Genomic DNA, 15,972 nt, shown 5'->3' on the forward strand with positions numbered 1-15,972 from the left:
TTCTTACCTCCAATTTTTAGCTCCTTACACCATTTCCGATACCAGTTTGCCAATCAAGGCATTGGACAATACAACGGGAACCCCTGAGTAATGCGCCGCTAGTTCTCTATGCGTTTCCGTATAGCCCATGCAATCCAGTACGATCAGATCGGCTTGATTCTTGAACTGTCCTGCTGCTCGGTGAAATTCTTCCTCACTGCCACTGTAAGGCGAGGCCGCCGCAAACTCTGGATTCAATCCATAAGGGCTGAATTTAAGCTTGAGGTTGTTCTTCTGTTCTTCGAGCGGTCCAATGAGACCCAACCTTCTTCCGCTGGACATGGCCTTTAGTACAGGAGGAAGCACATGATCTGGCTCAATTAGAAAAGCGCTTCGGGTATGCAATCCAGGAAACACACCGGTACAGAGTAGCAAAATAGTACGTATGCCTTGCTCCTCCAAACGTGTGATTTTGTCTTGGAGCAGTGGCTGGATTTTTTCGCGTGAAATGACCACCGACTCCCCGGTCGTCAAGCGCGAGGTTAATACATATTCTCCCGGTGACGGTGATAGATGCTGTTGTATATAGTCCAATGAGAGCCCATCTAGCGCACCAGCCTGTACCAGCTCTGCCCGTCCTTCCAATGCCCTTTCTACGATAGGGGTCACATCTGACCGGGGGGCTTGCCCAATCGTAATCATCCCAAGCTTATGCATTTTGAATCCCTGCTTTCGCTTCATTTTATTTTACGCTCCTGGCGACAAAGGGCAAGCTCGCGGTCTGCCCTTATTTCGGTTCTGGTGAATAGTTTTAACTTATGTTACTGCAACTTTCCTCACATAGACAATGTTCATACTGACCAAAACAAAGGCTTGTTTGTTGTGCATAAAGGATAAAAAAACAAAATCATAGCGCTACCATTACATTTTATTCCTTTTTAATGTCAAGAAATATAACGCAGCATAAACATCTCTTCCCTCACTGCCCTGCGCTATGAAGTGCCTTACCTGTCCGTATATGCTAAAATACTTCCGTATCGGCTATTCGCCTACAGGAGGGCATGATCATGAAACAATCTATTTTGATCGTAGAAGACGAAGAAAAGATTGCCCGGCTTCTAGAGATCGAACTTCAATTTGAAGGCTATCAAGTATGTAAAGAAAAAAACGGAATTGATGGGCTGGAGACGTATTGCAAAGGCAATTGGGATCTAGTGTTGCTGGATATTATGATTCCCGGTCTCAATGGCATCGAGCTACTTCGTAGGATTCGTAAGCATGATGCGAACGTTCCTGTCATTTTGCTGACGGCTAAAAGTTCCATTGCAGATAAGGTCGAGGGACTCGATTTGGGAGCCAATGATTATGTTACCAAACCGTTTGTGATCGAAGAGCTGCTTGCACGTGTACGGGCCGCACTCAGAGTGGGTGCAACGAAAGACATGGCTCCACAAGGGGTAGATAAATGGCTTAGTGCCGGGGATTTACGTCTCCATGAAGGTACTCGTGAAGTTCTTCGAGGAGAGCACAACATTGAGCTTACACCGCGAGAGTTTGACTTGCTCGTTCATTTACTCAGACACCAGCGGCAGGTACTTAGCCGTGAACAATTACTGGAGAATGTATGGGGCATAGATTATATGGGCGATACCAATGTGGTCGATGTGTATATTCGCTACGTGCGCAATAAAATCGACCCTACGCGCCAGCTCCCTGAGCTGATCCATACTGTACGCGGAATTGGTTATGTACTGAAGGAATCTTTATGAAGCTACAAAACAAAATCCATACGTACACCTCGTTATTATTCGCGGTCTTACTTGTAGCCATTAATTTTTCGATCTATTTCCTATTCAGCCAATTTTCGATAGACAATCGAAAAGACCAGGTAGAGGCCGCAGCAGAGAACATAGTTCGTGGGATTCAACGTGCTCCGGTATCCGTAGCCGCTGAGGATCTTCTCCGAGCCTATGTACCGCTGGATGGCATGCTTCGGCTGATGAAACCAGAAGGCGACTTTCTTCCCCCTATCACCTCTTCTTCCGAGCAATCTCTTAGCTTGATGAAGGGCGTTTTTGATGAAACACGGCAGGTTTGCATGATTACCTATGAAAGCAATCGTTACATTCTTGTATCGCTCCCCATGATTTGGACCAATGGCGAGGTTGTCAATCTCCAGGTGACCGAAAGTCTGCAACCGACGATGCAGACGCTACAGGTACTCAGAATCGTACTTGTGGCTGTCACTGGAATTGCGCTCATTCCTGTCGTGGTGTCGGGAAGGCTGCTCGGCAGACTGATCACACGTCCAATTACATCTATGATTAGCACGATGAAAGAAATTCAGCGCAGCGGGAAATTTAAACGTCTTCCGCTCAATTCATCATCACGCGACGAACTGGTCGAAATGGGTGAAACATTTAATGACATGATTGAACTGCTGGAGCGGAATTTCGTCAGGCAAGAACAATTTGTATCTAATGCGTCCCATGAATTGAAGACACCGCTCACCATTATTGAAAGTTATGCCAGTCTGCTCAAACGGCGGGGGTTGCAGTATCCCAACATTTTCGCCGAATCCGTTGAAGCGATCCATTCCGAGGCGATTCGAATGAAGGACATGGCAGAGCAGCTTCTTCTGTTGGCCAGAAACGAAGAACAATGGAATGTCGCGCTGGAGCCTGTACGCCTGACCAGAATAGCGACAGAATTAAAAGCTACATTTGAAAATGCGTTCGCCCGACAAATTCAACTGGATGTACAGGCAGACTGCATTGGCTATACCGATGAAAATAAGCTGAAGCAGCTCCTATTTATCTTTTTGGATAATGCACGCAAATACAGTGACGAGCCGATACACCTGATGATTGATACGGTGGGCGGTACAGCTCAACCCTGCATAAGAATCACAGATCAAGGAATTGGAATCCCGGAAGAAAAGTTATCTAAAGTATTCGACCGCTTCTATCGTGTGGATGAAGCCAGAAGCCGCGAGGAAGGTGGGGCTGGGCTAGGCTTATCATTGGCTACAGGAATTGCACAAGCTATACATGCTCAAATTGGGCTAGAAAGTGTAGAGGGGAGCGGAACAACTGCAACGATCATCCTCCCTACCGTTCCAAAATAATAAGCCAAAGGAGGGAATAACGATGAAAGCCATCTATGTGTGGGTGATTGGAGGTACGCTGGCGGCTGTGTTGATTACAATTTGTCTTTTACAGTGGCCTTGGGCACGGTCGTTAGCAGCTTCTCCATTGGAAGAAAAGGCCGTCATCCAATCCGTTTTGCATCAGTATCCCGGCGAGGTGCTCGAATCCCAACGCTTGGGTGATTTTTATCTGATCAGGCTGGAACGCGCCAAAGGGAAGTACGATATAAAAGCCAATGCCTATGACGGTGTCATCGACTCCATTAAGCGGACACAGGCTTATACAGATGCGAAGCAGGAGCCCCAAGATCACAAACCCGGTACCTCACCAACCAGAGACACATCGAATCCAGCTAATAAACCTGACCCGGTTTCTCTCGTTATTACAGAGAAAGAAGCAGCCAAGCTTGCTGCCAAAGCAGTTAACGGAACATCCGATGATATTGAGCTTCATCGCAACGACAAAGGCCTCTACTATCTGGTTGAGGTTGAGGTAAAAGATGGGCGTGAAGCAGTAGTACAGGTCAATGCAGTATCGGGCTCTATCGACTCTATAACGTGGGAAAAAGAAAAACAGGAGCACAACGAATCATGACGACTTGATGATCATCTCAGCTCATGTTTTCTCATGGTTTTCTCATGATTCTATTATGTTCCTCTCATGTTCAAGAGATAAGCTGTATTCATGCTTATAGCACAAGGAGGAATTATGTAATGAAAAAAAACTATACATTAGGAATTATGGCAGCCACGGTTCTGCTTGGAGTTACAGTTACGGGTGTCTCAGCGAATGCCGTATGGGCCGCTAAACCTACGGGCCTTATTGGAGCGACCGCCGCTGCCAACATTGCCAAGAAGGCTGTGGGGAATAATGCACAAGTTGAAGATGTCGAACTGGAGCGCAAGAACGGAAAAGTCTACTATGAGGTGGATCTCCAGCAAGGGGATAAAGATTGGGATATAGATGTTGATGCTTATACTGGGAAAACCATCCGTTCCCATTCTGAGCTTGATCATGACTCGAATGACGAGTCCTCCCTTAACAAGCCAAATCACATCACCCTGACTGAAAAACAGGCTGGACAAATTGCGCTTAAGCACGTACCCGGGAGTACCCTTTTGTCTTCTAAATTGGATAAGGAAGATGGACAGTTCATCTACGAGGTAAAGGTACTCACCAACGAAGGAACCGTTGAGCTTGAAATCCATGCATCATCTGGCGCAATCGTGGATACAGACGAAGATGATGATGACAACGAATATTAATCACCCAGGTCATAATCAGGGTAACTAAATACAGAGCTAATTAAAACGGAGCAGCGAACTTTTGCTGCTCCGTTTTTTTGACCAATGTGACATAGGAAAAGAACGAAGATGGCTTCATAAAACTGCACCTATTATTTCTTCATGAATAGACTGATAACTAACAGAGGATTACCTTTTTCTTCAATCCAAAGTCAAGTGAGGTTCTTATGGCGAAATCCTATACTAAAGCACAGATTCGCAAAATCACCCGTCGTTTCGGCCTGATCCCGTTAAAATCAAGCTTAGTCTCATCATTATACCGAAAAAATGCAGTGATCCAGGTGAAAACGAAAAAGGGAACTTATGCATTAAAGCCCTTTAGTCGTACAAAGATGGTCCGTTCAAATACGATTCAACAGATGGAACGAGCTGCGAGTCATATAAGGCTTTTGAAAAAGAGAAAGTATACCTACATGCCCGCATGGCTCCCCACTCATTCCGGCAAGTTATGGACTCTACATCAAGGAACGCCATTTTATGTAAGTCAGTGGATCAAAGGACGGGGACTGGAAACCGCTGAAGATTTCGAAAAACTGGGGCGGGCACTTGCCACACTTCACGCCACCTCCACCGGCTTGCATCGGATGGATAAAGGAAAGTCCCCTCCGACCATTCAACAATTGCGGATATGGAAAAACCAGGATCGTCTTTTTCAAAGAAAAATGATAAAAAACAGTCGCCATGATAAAACGTACCGCAACTGGTACAATACTCACGGCGAAAACTGCAAACGTTTATCCAGGCGAGCATGGAAGGATTTGCAGGATGCATCCATCATAAGGCTGCTTCGGATGGAACATCGGCATCCCTCCTTGATACACAGTGATATCACTACCCCAAATGTCATTATTTCGGATGACGGTCATCTCAAAATCATTGATTGGGATCGGGCTAAAATCGGCTCAATCTATGCTGATTTGGCAAAGGCCCTTATGAATACGACTCAATTCAATCCTGAATTTGTGCAATCCTTGCTGAAGGGATACCAAAAGCGTAAACCACTAAGCCGTACTGAACGGAAGATTGTTACAGCTTTATATAAACTACCACGAGAAGCCTGGCATGCTTCCCGACACCCGAATCGTTCAAGAGATCGCGAAATCCTGGACAATTGGGATCAGTCGTGGCCTCTTCGATTACAAATCATCCATATTTTGCAAGAGTGGGCTCATGTATAAAAGAAAGTGAGGATCAAAATGTCGATTTTATCGAACGTTGAGCAGATGTACGGAATCAAAATTCAGCGTACCCGTCAAATGAAGGACATTCACAAGATTGAGACCGCTAATACGACTTATTGCTTAAAACCCTACAAATTTCCGGAAGAAGAGATCCGTTTTATTACACGTGTCTTGTCCTACTTGGATGAGCGCGGGTTTACACGCAGCCAAAAGGTCTATCCAACAGTACAACAAACGGCTTACATGACCTATGAAGGTGTTTCGTATACATTAACCAATTGGGTTCATGGACTCAGACCAGAATTCACAAAAAGAATAGACTTCAAAAAGGGAATTGCTACTTTAGCCAAATTCCATTCCAGTGCCGTTAGCTTTCCTATCACTGAAGCTCCGCCATCCAGAATCCGTTATGAAGGCTTGAGCGATGAAATAGCTGGATACAAAAAACGCCTCATCCCATACAGAGGTACAGCACATCTCGTAGCTCTTTGTGAAGAAGTGTCCCATCGCCTACAGCAGCCCAAAGTTAGAGAAGCCATTGCTCAAGAGCAAAAAGCCGCCGCATTTATACACGGCGACTATAATTATCCCAATCTGATTAAAGACAAACAGCTCAAAATCCATTTGATCGACTTTGAAAACTGCTCCCTACATGTAAGGATGAAAGATCTCTCCCATCTTCTTCATCGGAATTGTCTTTGGAATGGGACAAAGATGCTGCGCGCGATAGATTACTATCAACGATATCGTCCATTGAGCACCCATGATTTGCATCTGCTTCACGCACTATTGATCTCTCCCTATCATGTGGTCCGCAATATCAGAATAGGCGGCTTCCGTTCTGCCAAGCGAGTCATTCCGTCGTTCGTGCATTTGAACAAATACCGACGTGAACTTAGATCGTTATTATAATCTGTCAGCTTGGAACTAAACAAAAAAAACAGACCCGCTGAAAAGGTCTGTTTTTTTGTGTTCTGACAACAACTACAGGAAAAGCGCATGCCGCTAAAGCCAATCGACTTGCTGCCCCCATAGTACATTCAAGCCACATCTTACACCTGCAGCATTTCCGAGGAGTGCTGTAGCATTTCCAATTCCTTCACCATGTTTTCGATCAGCTTTGTGAACGAAGCCAATTCCTCTGAGCTGGAAGCCTGTTGCCGGGCACTGGCTGTTGTGGCAGCTGTTTCGGATTGTACACTGTCAAGCATACGGGCAATATCCAGCACCTTGCGCTGAATTTGCTCCTGTGCTTGCTTCGAATTAGATGCAAGCTTTCGCACCTCCTGTGCCACAATTTGAAACCCGCGCCCTGCTTCCTGCGCATGGGCAGCCTCAATCGCCGCATTCAGTCCCAGCAGATGAGTCTGATCGGACAGTTCCCGGATCGTACCGCTCATCTGCTCAATATGCTTAATCTCGTCACTCAAATGCTGTACCAATTCCTCTGTATGTTCCTGCGAATAAGCAGTGTTGCAGGCACTCTCCGCGATATTATCCGTATTTTCCCTAAGCTCAGCAATCATCCCGGTCAAATTTTGCGCAATTCGGGACACAACGGTCAGCACCTGCGTTTGTTCGTCGGCCAGCTCGTTGATTTGTTCCTTTTCCTTTTCCTGATAAGCTTCCAGTACAAGCTGGGAATCCAGGTTGAACATTTTGGAAAGAGCATGCACAATAAAAAACCAGTCCTCTATCCCCGAACGCTTTAAAATGTCCACTGCAATATCAAGATAAGCAATGTACGTGCCCAAATAATAATCGGAAGACAATCCGATTCGGGAATGTACCTGCCCCACAAAAAGACGGTGTTCGATAAACGGATCATCTATTTTTCCATCTGCGAGAGAAAGCCAGTATTCACGTTGCGTTTGTTTTAGTCGTTCAATATTCGACCATTTGGAAATAATCGACATGAGATGCGGAACCTTTTCTACATGCTCATAAAACCGATCGACCACCTCATTCACAATAGATTGGAATAGTCCCTGATAATGATGCAATAAAGCCAAATCATCATCAGTAATACCAATATATTGTATCTGTTTTAATCTACTCTCCGCGACATGAATCATAAGTTCCTCCAAATAATAGTTTACATAGATTTTACATTACCATATTTATCGGCAACTTTTTAGAAATTGTTAAAAAAGCAGAAGATTGATTATGATTTTTTTCATAGCAATTTCAGAAAATATATAATCACAACTGCCTGATGATACAAAAAAAGAATCCGGCAGCACCTGAAATCCCCTGTGCTTGCCGAATTCCCTCTACGAAACACGTTGATCGGATACCTCACAACCGTGTGGCACCATCCAGATCAACCCATGGTTTCACCATACTTACTTGTTTATTATTTCGTCTTACCGATTCAGGAGGCTACCTACATACCTCAACAGATCGTTAGCGCTGGCTCCTGTGTAGCCATGCTCCTCAATCAATCGCTTAATCACTTCATTCATCCGTTTGAGCTGATTAGCGTCAGGCGTTTTGGTCGAAGTCGTAATCTTCACAATATCCTTCAAATCGGCGAACAGCTTCTTCTCAATGGCTTCTCGCAGCCGATCATGATGATGATACTCAAACTTCCGTCCCTTGCGAGAATACGCGGAAATACGGATTAATATTTCTTCACGGAACGCTTTTTTCGCATTTTCCGATACCCCGATTTGCTCCTCAATAGAGCGCATGAGCCGCTCATCCGGGTCGAGTTCCTCATCTGTGAGTGGATCGCGAATTTTCGCCCAATTGCAAAAAGCTTCGATGTTATCCAAATAGTTGTCAAACAACGTCTTGGCTGATTCCTCGAAAGAGTACACAAAGGCCTTCTGCACTTCTTTTTTAGCCAATTCGTCATATTCCTTACGAGCCACGGAAATGAAATTCAGATAGCGTTCTCGTTCTTCCTTTGTGATGGAGGCATGTTGATCCAGACCATCCTTAATTGCTCGTAAAATGTCCAGGGCATTGATGGATTCCACATTTTGCTTAATTAATGCACTAGAAATACGATTAATGACGTACCGCGGGTCTACCCCGGACATACCTTCCTCTAGAAACTCACTTTGCATTTCTTTCAGATCGGCTTCCTTGTATCCTTCGACCTCTTCACCGTCATACATGCGCATCTTTTTGACCAGATCCATCCCCTGTTTCTTCGTCTCCTTCAAGCGGGTAAGCACGGAGAAAATGGCAGCCGTTCGCAGCGCATGAGGCGCAATGTGGATATGTTTCATATCACTTTGTTCAATGAGCTTGGCGTAAATCTTTTCTTCCTCAGATACTTTCAGGTTATAAGGAATCGGCATTACAATCATCCGTGATTGCAACGCCTCGTTCTTTTTGTTTGCAATAAAGCTTTTATACTCGGATTCATTGGTGTGAGCCACGATCAGTTCATCTGCACTGATGAGCGCAAACCGCCCAGCCTTGAAGTTTCCCTCTTGGGTCAGAGAAAGCAAATTCCACAAAAACTTCTCATCGCATTTCAGCATTTCCTGAAACTCCATCAGTCCACGATTCGCTTTGTTCAATTCTCCGTCAAACCGATACGCACGCGGGTCAGATTCCGAACCATACTCCGTAATCGTGGAAAAGTCGATGCTGCCCGTCAAATCAGCAATATCCTGTGACTTCGGATCAGAAGGGCTGAACGTACCAATACCAATCCGGTTTTCTTCCGATATAAATACCCGCTCCACGCGGACCTTTTCAATATCGCCATCAAATTCCGTGCGCAATCTCATCTGGCAGGATGGGCAGAGATTACCTTCAATCCGTACACCCAGCTCCTTTTCAAAATCGGGACGCAGCTCATGGGGAATCAGATGAAGCGGGTCCTCGTGCATGGGGCAGCCTTCAATCGCGTATACAGCTCCCTGATCCGTTCTCGAAAATTTCTCCAGACCACGTTTTAGCAACGTGACCAGTGTCGATTTCCCCCCACTGACGGGTCCCATCAAAAGAAGGATACGCTTGCGCACATCGAGCCGCCTGGCTGATGAATGGAAATATTCCTCCACCAACTTTTCCAGCGCTCGATCCAGTCCAAAGATCTCCTGCTCAAAAAATTTGTATCGCTTATGTCCCCCAACCTCTTCTACACCAAAAGATTCAATCATCTTGTAAACCCGTGCATGAGCTGTCATCGCCGGCGTCGGGTCTTTCTTGAGTATCTCAATATACTCTCTAAAAGTGCCGCTCCAGGCCAGACGGTTGTTTTCCGCCCGGTACTCCGCAACGCGTTCAAAAATATTCATGCTCGGTTCCTCCCATGACTGCGTAATGACTATCCTCCACTCCTGATGATTATGGCTACACTCGTCACGCCTTTCAGGATATGATGCAATCCCCTTAAAAAAAGTGTAATACATACCTATGCAGATTGATTTCAGAATTGACCTATTTTTTATGACAGGTCTCTCTGCTTTTTCGAAAAAAACAAGGGATACACTGTGCTAAAATATACAACAACGACGCGGACCTGACGCATTATGGTACAATATAAGCTCGGAATAATGGGATAAAGGAGCGGGAGAAGTCATGGCGGTTCGGCATGAGACGGAGCTGTACGCTCCGGTGAAAGCCTTTTTTGAGAACTTGGGATATGAAGTCAAAGGAGAGGTACGCAACTGCGATTTGGTGGGTATCAAGCCAGGGCAACAGACACCACTGATTGTGGAGATCAAAAAGACGTTTAACCTGGCGCTTGTGCTGCAAGGCATGCAGCGTTTGAAACTAAGCAGCAATGTATATGTAGCTGTAGAACGGAATCGTGCCAAAAAAGGGGCAGTCAATCAGCGCTGGAACGAGCTGGTCGGACTGTGCCGCCAGTTAGGACTTGGCTTGCTCACTGTCACCCATTTTAAAACTAAGCCGCCGCTCGTTGAGGTACTGTGTAAGCCTGCGGCGCCTAGCGACAATGTCCACAATGCAGCAAAGGTACGCCCCGGCTCGCGCAAGGAAAAGCTGCTGCGGGAATTTCACGCACGCAGCGGTGACCACAATATCGGCGGCAGCACCCGACGCAAGCTGGTCACTGCCTATCGGGAAAAAGCGCTGCGTGTAGCCGTAGCCTTGCAGAGCTTGGGGGAAGCCGCTCCGGCGCAGCTAGCCCGCATAGCAGCCGTCAGCACAGCTGCTGCCGTACTTCAGCACAACTACTACGGCTGGTTTGAGCGCGTATCCCGCGGCCGCTATCGACTGACTCCGTTTGGCGAAGCTGCCCTGAACGAGTATGCGGCAGTACTGCAAGAGCATGGCATTAAAACGGCCACTGGAATGGACGCAGAGCTTGACGAGGACAGTGGACAGCTTCAGATTGCGGAAGCGCCAATCACTTACTCCACCGTTGCTGCGGAAGCGGAGGATGACTGACATGGGGCGATGGTTTTTGCTAGCTCCGCGCAGTAAATTCACTGATCGTCTCACCGATCAGATTCATGCCCATAAGCAATTGCTCACGGCCCGGATGGCTAAAATTGAGTCGGATATGGGACGCGCCTTCACTGCCAACCGCACATAGCGCACCTGGCATAAAGGCTACGCCTTTGGGTAACGCCGCCTTTAGCAGCAATGCGCTGTCCAGCCCATCGGGCAACTGCACCCATACATACATGCCACCGGACGGAATATGATACGTCACGTCTTTCCAAAACGGGCGCTTGAGCAGCTCCAAGATTAATTGAAGTCGAGTCGAATATTCCTTGTTCAGCATCGCTAAGTGCTCGTGCCATTGAAAACGCGAGCTGGTCAGCAATTGGAACAGCAGCCGTTGGTTCATCGTACTGGATTGCATATCAGCCAGCTGCTTCAAGGCGTACATCCCTTCAATTAACGGTGCAGGACCAGCAGCCCAACCCGTTCTCAGCGCAGGAGCAACTGTTTTATTAAACGAACCGATATAGAGTACTTGACCTCCCTGGCCCGCATGATCCAGCGCAAATAGTGAGGGGTAAGTCTCTGCAAATTTTCGACTCTGACCATGCGGACTCTTGTCATGGGACTCATTTTTTTGCTTCAAATGCAATTCACCATAAGAATCATCCTCAACTACTAGCACCTCATGATGCCTGCACAGGTCCAAAATTTCCTGCCGCCTTGCCGCGCTCCACAAGGAGCCCGTCGGGTTTGTAAACGTTGGCGTGGCAAAAAAAAGCTTGGGTCGATAACGGATCATTAAAGCTTCAAGCTTATCAGGAATGACACCTTCCCCATCTGATTCTACAGGAACGATCTGCGCACCCTGCATAGATAGTACTTGTAAACATCCAGGAGATGTAGGGTTTTCAACCAATACCGGATCACGCTCATCCACCATCAGCCTTATGATCAGGTCAATGGCCTGCTGACTGCCTGTCGTGAGAAGGATTTGACCTGGTGGTACTCTTACTCCTTTACGCTGTTCCCACTCTCCCGCAAGCCATGCCCGCAAAGGGAAATAGCCCTCCGGTTCACCATACTGGAGGGCGTCAGGGCCGGAGCCAAACACATCATGGGCCGCTTCTTCCAGCAACTTCACCGGAAACAGCTCTTGTGCAGGTAGTTCTTCAGCCAGAGATATAAAGGAGTGTCTTCTCGCATTTTCCCGGATATGACGCACTGGAGAAGCCAACATCGCAGCCGTTCGTGAAGCAAAGGAATATTGCATGAACATCCTCCTTCTCCTGAAAAATAGGTCATGATCTCCGGGCTGACGCGTCAGGCATATAGCTGCTTCATCTGACGCGCATATAAGGCATAACGTTCAATCGCCTGCGCCCGGCTGGACACGCCTAATTTCGCATAAATTTTACGTAGATAATTATCAATGGAGCGCCGGCTAACTTCGATCTCGATAGCAATTTTGTCATATGTAATACCTTGTACAATACGTTCCATAATAAACACTTCGGTTTGTGTCAATTCGTCAAAAGGCTCGGATGCCATTAACGGCATAAAGGGCCAGTTTCCACACCGAATCCAGTCCATTGGTAAAGAAGCAAATCCTTCGCGTAAACCGTTGATCAGATGGATTAACTGGCTCGGTGATGCCTGCTTGGATAGCATTCCATTTGCTCCAAGCGAAATTAGCTGCTGAAACAACGTAATATTATCCTCATCCGTCATAATAACAATATGGCTGTCCGGAGACAAGGCCCGCATTTGTGTCAAAAATGGTTCCGCCGTTCCCTCAGGCAACCTGTAGTCCATTAAAATGATTTCCGGTCGAATGGAACAAGCCAGCTCCAAGCCTTCCGTTCCGGAGGAAGACATCCCTCTGACAAGCAAATCCTGCTGGTCTTCCAAAATAAGCTTTGTTCCCAGCATACTTGTAGGATGGATATCTATGATGACCACCTGCCATACTTTTCTCATATCTAAACCTCCTGATTTTACAAAAAAATACATAGTTAGTAGCGAAAATAATTTTAAAATTAGGGATTGCATATGTAGAAATTGCGCGAATGTGAACGTATAGGAAGCGAAAAACGTTTAAGGAAATTGTATCCTAGGACTTCCTTCCGATGCAATCTCTTTTTCCAATATTTTTATACGACTATTTCGCTTTTGCGAAATAAATAGGCCCATGATAGAATTGGAACTGCAAATAAAGACTGGAAATTTGACTTTACACGGGAGTTGAAAATCGTATGCAAGCTTCACCTGAACGTCCTCCTACCGAAGCTCGGCGGAGCAATTCAAGAAAGGGGTTACCCGTAAAGGCTTTTCTGCTATTTTGGTTCATTCTTATTATACTAGGTGCTCTCGCAACCTATCTGTATAGCAATCACTTGAAGCAGCAAATGCTAAACGAGATGCAAACCCATACAGACCAACAGATTCAAGCACTCAAATCTGACTATGAAAAGCAACTGACTGCTCTTTCCAAGGAAGTTAGCGGATTGCAGGGAAAAGTCCAGTCCTTCAATGAACTACTGACCTTTACGAAGGATAATGCAAACAATAAGACCGATAACAGCAATAAACTGTATACCCAATTAAACGAAGTCAAGCAGCAACTCAATACACTTCAGAAAAAAATGGACTTGCTAAAATGAATGTAGACGCAAAACAAGTGAACCGGTTCTTTATGTTGGCCCTTGCTCCTTTTATCGGTTTGTTGGGGTGTATTTTGTTAGTGCATCCCTCATTGAGCTTTCCTGGGTCTACTTCTTCGAGTCTGCAAAAAGCTGAAGTCACTCTACAAACGCAATCAGTAGGCAAGCAGCTTGATGAAGCCAAGCAAACGGCAACATACACCTTGTCTACGATTCACCGGACTTCTGAGCTATACAAGCAAACGACCCAAACGATGAATCAGCTTGTCGTGACTGCCTCTACGCAGTCCAAGCGGCCCGCGGTCATCTATGATCGACGTATCACCGCCAAACTGGGGGTTCCCTATGAGCGGGTAGATAGCAACCGGATTACCATTGAATTGTTTAAGGTAAACCCGGGAATTTATCATGGCTACGCTATGAAGGTCAAACTTAAAGATCCTACTGCTATGAAAATGTCTTTGGGAAGTGACAAATTGGGTGGCTCCGAAACCACCATGCGTGCAGTCTTGAGACACGGAGCTATTGCAGGCATCAATGCAGGCGGCTTTGCGGATGGAGACGGCAAACGCTATCCATTAAGCACTACTGTCTTGAACGGCCACTACCTTACTGGCTTTCAGTCCAGTTTTAAGGATTTATCCTTCGTCGGACTGAGTAACGATGGCAAGCTTATCGGTGGCAAATTTTACAGTCAAGGTGCTCTTGACAGCTTAAAGCCTGCCTTTGGGGCTACCTTCGTTCCCGTCCTGCTGCAAAGGGGACAAAAAATGCCTATTCCTGACAAATGGAAAGTCTCCCCCAAGCGGGCCCCGCGTACGGTCATTGGCAACTATAAAGATGATCAGTTGCTCATTATTGTCGTAGACGGCTACAATGAAAGCGGGGGTTCGGGCGCGACGCTCGAAGAACTGCAAGGGAAAATGTACAATCTAGGTGTTCAAGATGCCTATAATTTGGACGGAGGCGGTTCCTCGTCGCTTATACTTAACGGTCGAGTCGTAAACAAACCGTCCGATGGTAATTTGCGTCCAGTCCCTACTCATTTTTTGTTCTATAAATAGCTACCTAATAGTCTACTACTAAATTAAATATGCTAGCCGACGTACGGCTCTATCCGAAAAAAAGCATCACGAACGAATGTCGTGATGCTTTTGCCTCATTTAGGAGGAATACTGTGTCATTTCTGTCAGGCATTGAGCACAAATATAACGGTCTTTGAAATCGTTCACTTGTTCTACTGACCCACAGAATACACATTTTGGACGGTAACGCTCCAAAATAATGTGGTCACCCTGAACCAAAATTTCGACAGGATCTCCCTCATTCATTTGGTATCTTTTACGCAGTGACTTAGGCAAAACTATTCTCCCCAGCTGATCAACTTTACGTACCACACCGGCAGGTTTCATCGTGATCGTACACCTCTCCTATTGAGTAATAACTTACAAATTTCTTACCATGCGAAAAACTAGGTACAAAGACACTATTCTTTATGTAGTATTCGCTGTCTTTTTGTCGAATCCTGCTGATCACAGGAAATTTTATTACATTTTTTCATAAAATCATGAACCATATCAAAGTATGGTACAGAATGTCTATAATATTTTTATCGACCGGAAAGCCAATTATCATTAGCCCTCGCTGAGAAATTTCGCAAATTTTCGACCATACAACCTTTATTTAAGCTCCACTGTCATGTACCTTTGAGCAACAAAGGTGAAACTCTTATTAGCAACTAAGGTCCTGGTTCTTTATTCGCATTTATACTTGTTCACTCGATGCTCTTTATGATAAATCCGGAAAATCCATTTGTCTCAGCGCTTCATATACAATAATCGCAGCGGAATTCGACAAGTTTAGAGATCTTACTTTATCAGACATAGGCATCTTGATACATGTATCTGGATTAGCAGCTAGCAGCTCTGGAGGCAAACCTTTCGTTTCTTTACCAAATACCAAGAAGTCTCCATCCTGAAATGCAATATCACTATATCGCTGATTCGCTTTGGTCGTCGCATAAAAAAAGCGGCCTTCCTGATATTTCTCCTGCACTTCAGCAAAAGACTCGTGATATTCAATGTGGACAGCATACCAATAATCAAGTCCAGCCCGTTTTAACGTGGCATCGTCGGTACGGAAGCCCAGTGGCTTCACCAGATGCAGATGAGTTCCGGTTGCAGCACACGTTCTGGCAATGTTACCTGTGTTAGCCGGGATTTCCGGCTCGACAAGCACAATATGTAATGGCATCACGTTTCGTTCCCTTCATCATTAAATTCATCAGACAAATAACCTACAGTTTAACCAAAGTGTA

General features: G+C 45.8%; 16 protein-coding genes. 9 read left to right on the top strand and 7 right to left on the bottom strand.

Annotated elements, in window-relative coordinates:
• Positions 1-24 precede the first annotated feature (24 nt).
• A complete protein-coding gene (locus MKX30_RS13800) occupies positions 25-720 on the bottom strand; it encodes an AroM family protein (protein WP_341062912.1) in 696 nt (231 codons plus the stop codon).
• 326 nt (positions 721-1,046) lie between these two features.
• On the opposite strand from MKX30_RS13800, the gene MKX30_RS13805 reads away from it, so the two are divergent.
• The 6 genes from MKX30_RS13805 (at position 1,047) to MKX30_RS13830 (ending at position 6,525) form a co-directional block, all read left to right on the top strand.
• Complete coding sequence (locus tag MKX30_RS13805) at positions 1,047-1,748, top strand: response regulator transcription factor (protein WP_023987818.1); 702 nt, start codon at positions 1,047-1,049, stop codon at positions 1,746-1,748.
• Positions 1,745-3,106: a sensor histidine kinase gene (locus MKX30_RS13810; RefSeq protein WP_341062914.1), complete on the top strand. Its 1,362-nt coding sequence runs from the start codon at positions 1,745-1,747 to the stop codon at positions 3,104-3,106. The genes MKX30_RS13805 and MKX30_RS13810 overlap by 4 nt, the downstream gene beginning before the upstream one ends.
• A gap of 22 nt (positions 3,107-3,128) precedes the next feature.
• A complete protein-coding gene (locus MKX30_RS13815; RefSeq protein WP_316243474.1) occupies positions 3,129-3,722 on the top strand; it encodes a PepSY domain-containing protein in 594 nt (197 codons plus the stop codon).
• Between the two features lie 119 nt (positions 3,723-3,841).
• Positions 3,842-4,393, top strand: a complete 552-nt coding sequence (locus MKX30_RS13820; RefSeq protein WP_023987815.1) for a PepSY domain-containing protein — start codon at positions 3,842-3,844, stop codon at positions 4,391-4,393.
• A gap of 206 nt (positions 4,394-4,599) precedes the next feature.
• Positions 4,600-5,610 carry an aminoglycoside phosphotransferase family protein gene (locus tag MKX30_RS13825; RefSeq protein ID WP_341062915.1) on the top strand — a complete coding sequence of 337 codons (1,011 nt, stop codon included), beginning with the start codon at positions 4,600-4,602 and terminating at the stop codon, positions 5,608-5,610.
• A gap of 18 nt (positions 5,611-5,628) precedes the next feature.
• Positions 5,629-6,525, top strand: coding sequence for an aminoglycoside phosphotransferase family protein (locus MKX30_RS13830; protein ID WP_023987813.1), 897 nt, complete (start codon positions 5,629-5,631; stop codon positions 6,523-6,525).
• A 140-nt stretch (positions 6,526-6,665) separates the two neighbouring features.
• Here MKX30_RS13830 and MKX30_RS13835 read toward each other — a convergent pair whose 3' ends face one another.
• Entirely contained in the window at positions 6,666-7,688 is a 1,023-nt protein-coding gene (locus MKX30_RS13835) for a globin-coupled sensor protein (RefSeq protein ID WP_279831530.1), read from the bottom strand.
• A 291-nt stretch (positions 7,689-7,979) separates the two neighbouring features.
• Positions 7,980-9,875: a PrkA family serine protein kinase gene (locus MKX30_RS13840; RefSeq protein ID WP_023987811.1), complete on the bottom strand. Its 1,896-nt coding sequence runs from the start codon at positions 9,873-9,875 to the stop codon at positions 7,980-7,982.
• A 283-nt stretch (positions 9,876-10,158) separates the two neighbouring features.
• Between MKX30_RS13840 and MKX30_RS13845 the strand changes: the two genes are divergently transcribed.
• The gene (locus MKX30_RS13845; protein ID WP_023987810.1) at positions 10,159-10,992 is read left to right on the top strand and encodes a DUF2161 domain-containing phosphodiesterase; all 834 of its coding nucleotides are present in this window, start codon (positions 10,159-10,161) and stop codon (positions 10,990-10,992) included.
• 19 nt (positions 10,993-11,011) lie between these two features.
• On the opposite strand, the gene MKX30_RS13850 is transcribed toward MKX30_RS13845, so the two are convergent.
• Together MKX30_RS13850 and MKX30_RS13855 are read right to left on the bottom strand one after the other, a co-directional pair.
• Positions 11,012-12,265: an aminotransferase-like domain-containing protein gene (locus MKX30_RS13850; protein ID WP_029516518.1), complete on the bottom strand. Its 1,254-nt coding sequence runs from the start codon at positions 12,263-12,265 to the stop codon at positions 11,012-11,014.
• Between the two features lie 50 nt (positions 12,266-12,315).
• Positions 12,316-12,972 carry a response regulator transcription factor gene (locus MKX30_RS13855; protein WP_023987808.1) on the bottom strand — a complete coding sequence of 219 codons (657 nt, stop codon included), beginning with the start codon at positions 12,970-12,972 and terminating at the stop codon, positions 12,316-12,318.
• Between the two features lie 275 nt (positions 12,973-13,247).
• Here MKX30_RS13855 and MKX30_RS13860 point away from each other — a divergent pair, with 275 nt between their 5' ends.
• Positions 13,248-13,655 (top strand): hypothetical protein, encoded by a 408-nt coding sequence (locus MKX30_RS13860; RefSeq protein ID WP_023987807.1) that lies wholly within the window; start codon positions 13,248-13,250, stop codon positions 13,653-13,655.
• The gene (locus MKX30_RS13865; protein WP_341062916.1) at positions 13,652-14,719 is read left to right on the top strand and encodes a phosphodiester glycosidase family protein; all 1,068 of its coding nucleotides are present in this window, start codon (positions 13,652-13,654) and stop codon (positions 14,717-14,719) included. Before MKX30_RS13860 ends, MKX30_RS13865 begins: the two co-directional genes overlap by 4 nt.
• Before the next feature lie 99 nt (positions 14,720-14,818).
• Here MKX30_RS13865 and MKX30_RS13870 read toward each other — a convergent pair whose 3' ends face one another.
• Both MKX30_RS13870 and trmL read right to left on the bottom strand, forming a co-directional pair.
• Positions 14,819-15,067, bottom strand: a complete 249-nt coding sequence (locus tag MKX30_RS13870) for an AbrB/MazE/SpoVT family DNA-binding domain-containing protein (protein WP_013309439.1) — start codon at positions 15,065-15,067, stop codon at positions 14,819-14,821.
• A gap of 376 nt (positions 15,068-15,443) precedes the next feature.
• Positions 15,444-15,908 (bottom strand): tRNA (uridine(34)/cytosine(34)/5-carboxymethylaminomethyluridine(34)-2'-O)-methyltransferase TrmL, encoded by a 465-nt coding sequence (trmL, locus tag MKX30_RS13875; protein ID WP_023987805.1) that lies wholly within the window; start codon positions 15,906-15,908, stop codon positions 15,444-15,446.
• Between the last annotated feature and the right edge of the window lie 64 nt (positions 15,909-15,972).

It is taken from the genome of Paenibacillus sp. FSL P2-0173 (genome assembly GCF_038008045.1).
Taxonomy (GTDB): Bacteria; Bacillota; Bacilli; order Paenibacillales; family Paenibacillaceae; genus Paenibacillus; species Paenibacillus polymyxa_B.

Coding starts and splice junctions, on each gene's coding strand:
- MKX30_RS13800 (WP_341062912.1), bottom strand. CDS start 720: ATGAAGCGAAAGCAGGGATTCAAAATGCATAAGCTTGGGATGATTACG.
- MKX30_RS13805 (WP_023987818.1), top strand. CDS start 1,047: ATGAAACAATCTATTTTGATCGTAGAAGACGAAGAAAAGATTGCCCGG.
- MKX30_RS13810 (WP_341062914.1), top strand. CDS start 1,745: ATGAAGCTACAAAACAAAATCCATACGTACACCTCGTTATTATTCGCG.
- MKX30_RS13815 (WP_316243474.1), top strand. CDS start 3,129: ATGAAAGCCATCTATGTGTGGGTGATTGGAGGTACGCTGGCGGCTGTG.
- MKX30_RS13820 (WP_023987815.1), top strand. CDS start 3,842: ATGAAAAAAAACTATACATTAGGAATTATGGCAGCCACGGTTCTGCTT.
- MKX30_RS13825 (WP_341062915.1), top strand. CDS start 4,600: ATGGCGAAATCCTATACTAAAGCACAGATTCGCAAAATCACCCGTCGT.
- MKX30_RS13830 (WP_023987813.1), top strand. CDS start 5,629: ATGTCGATTTTATCGAACGTTGAGCAGATGTACGGAATCAAAATTCAG.
- MKX30_RS13835 (WP_279831530.1), bottom strand. CDS start 7,688: ATGATTCATGTCGCGGAGAGTAGATTAAAACAGATACAATATATTGGT.
- MKX30_RS13840 (WP_023987811.1), bottom strand. CDS start 9,875: ATGAATATTTTTGAACGCGTTGCGGAGTACCGGGCGGAAAACAACCGT.
- MKX30_RS13845 (WP_023987810.1), top strand. CDS start 10,159: ATGGCGGTTCGGCATGAGACGGAGCTGTACGCTCCGGTGAAAGCCTTT.
- MKX30_RS13850 (WP_029516518.1), bottom strand. CDS start 12,265: ATGCAATATTCCTTTGCTTCACGAACGGCTGCGATGTTGGCTTCTCCA.
- MKX30_RS13855 (WP_023987808.1), bottom strand. CDS start 12,972: ATGAGAAAAGTATGGCAGGTGGTCATCATAGATATCCATCCTACAAGT.
- MKX30_RS13860 (WP_023987807.1), top strand. CDS start 13,248: ATGCAAGCTTCACCTGAACGTCCTCCTACCGAAGCTCGGCGGAGCAAT.
- MKX30_RS13865 (WP_341062916.1), top strand. CDS start 13,652: ATGAATGTAGACGCAAAACAAGTGAACCGGTTCTTTATGTTGGCCCTT.
- MKX30_RS13870 (WP_013309439.1), bottom strand. CDS start 15,067: ATGAAACCTGCCGGTGTGGTACGTAAAGTTGATCAGCTGGGGAGAATA.
- trmL (WP_023987805.1), bottom strand. CDS start 15,908: ATGCCATTACATATTGTGCTTGTCGAGCCGGAAATCCCGGCTAACACA.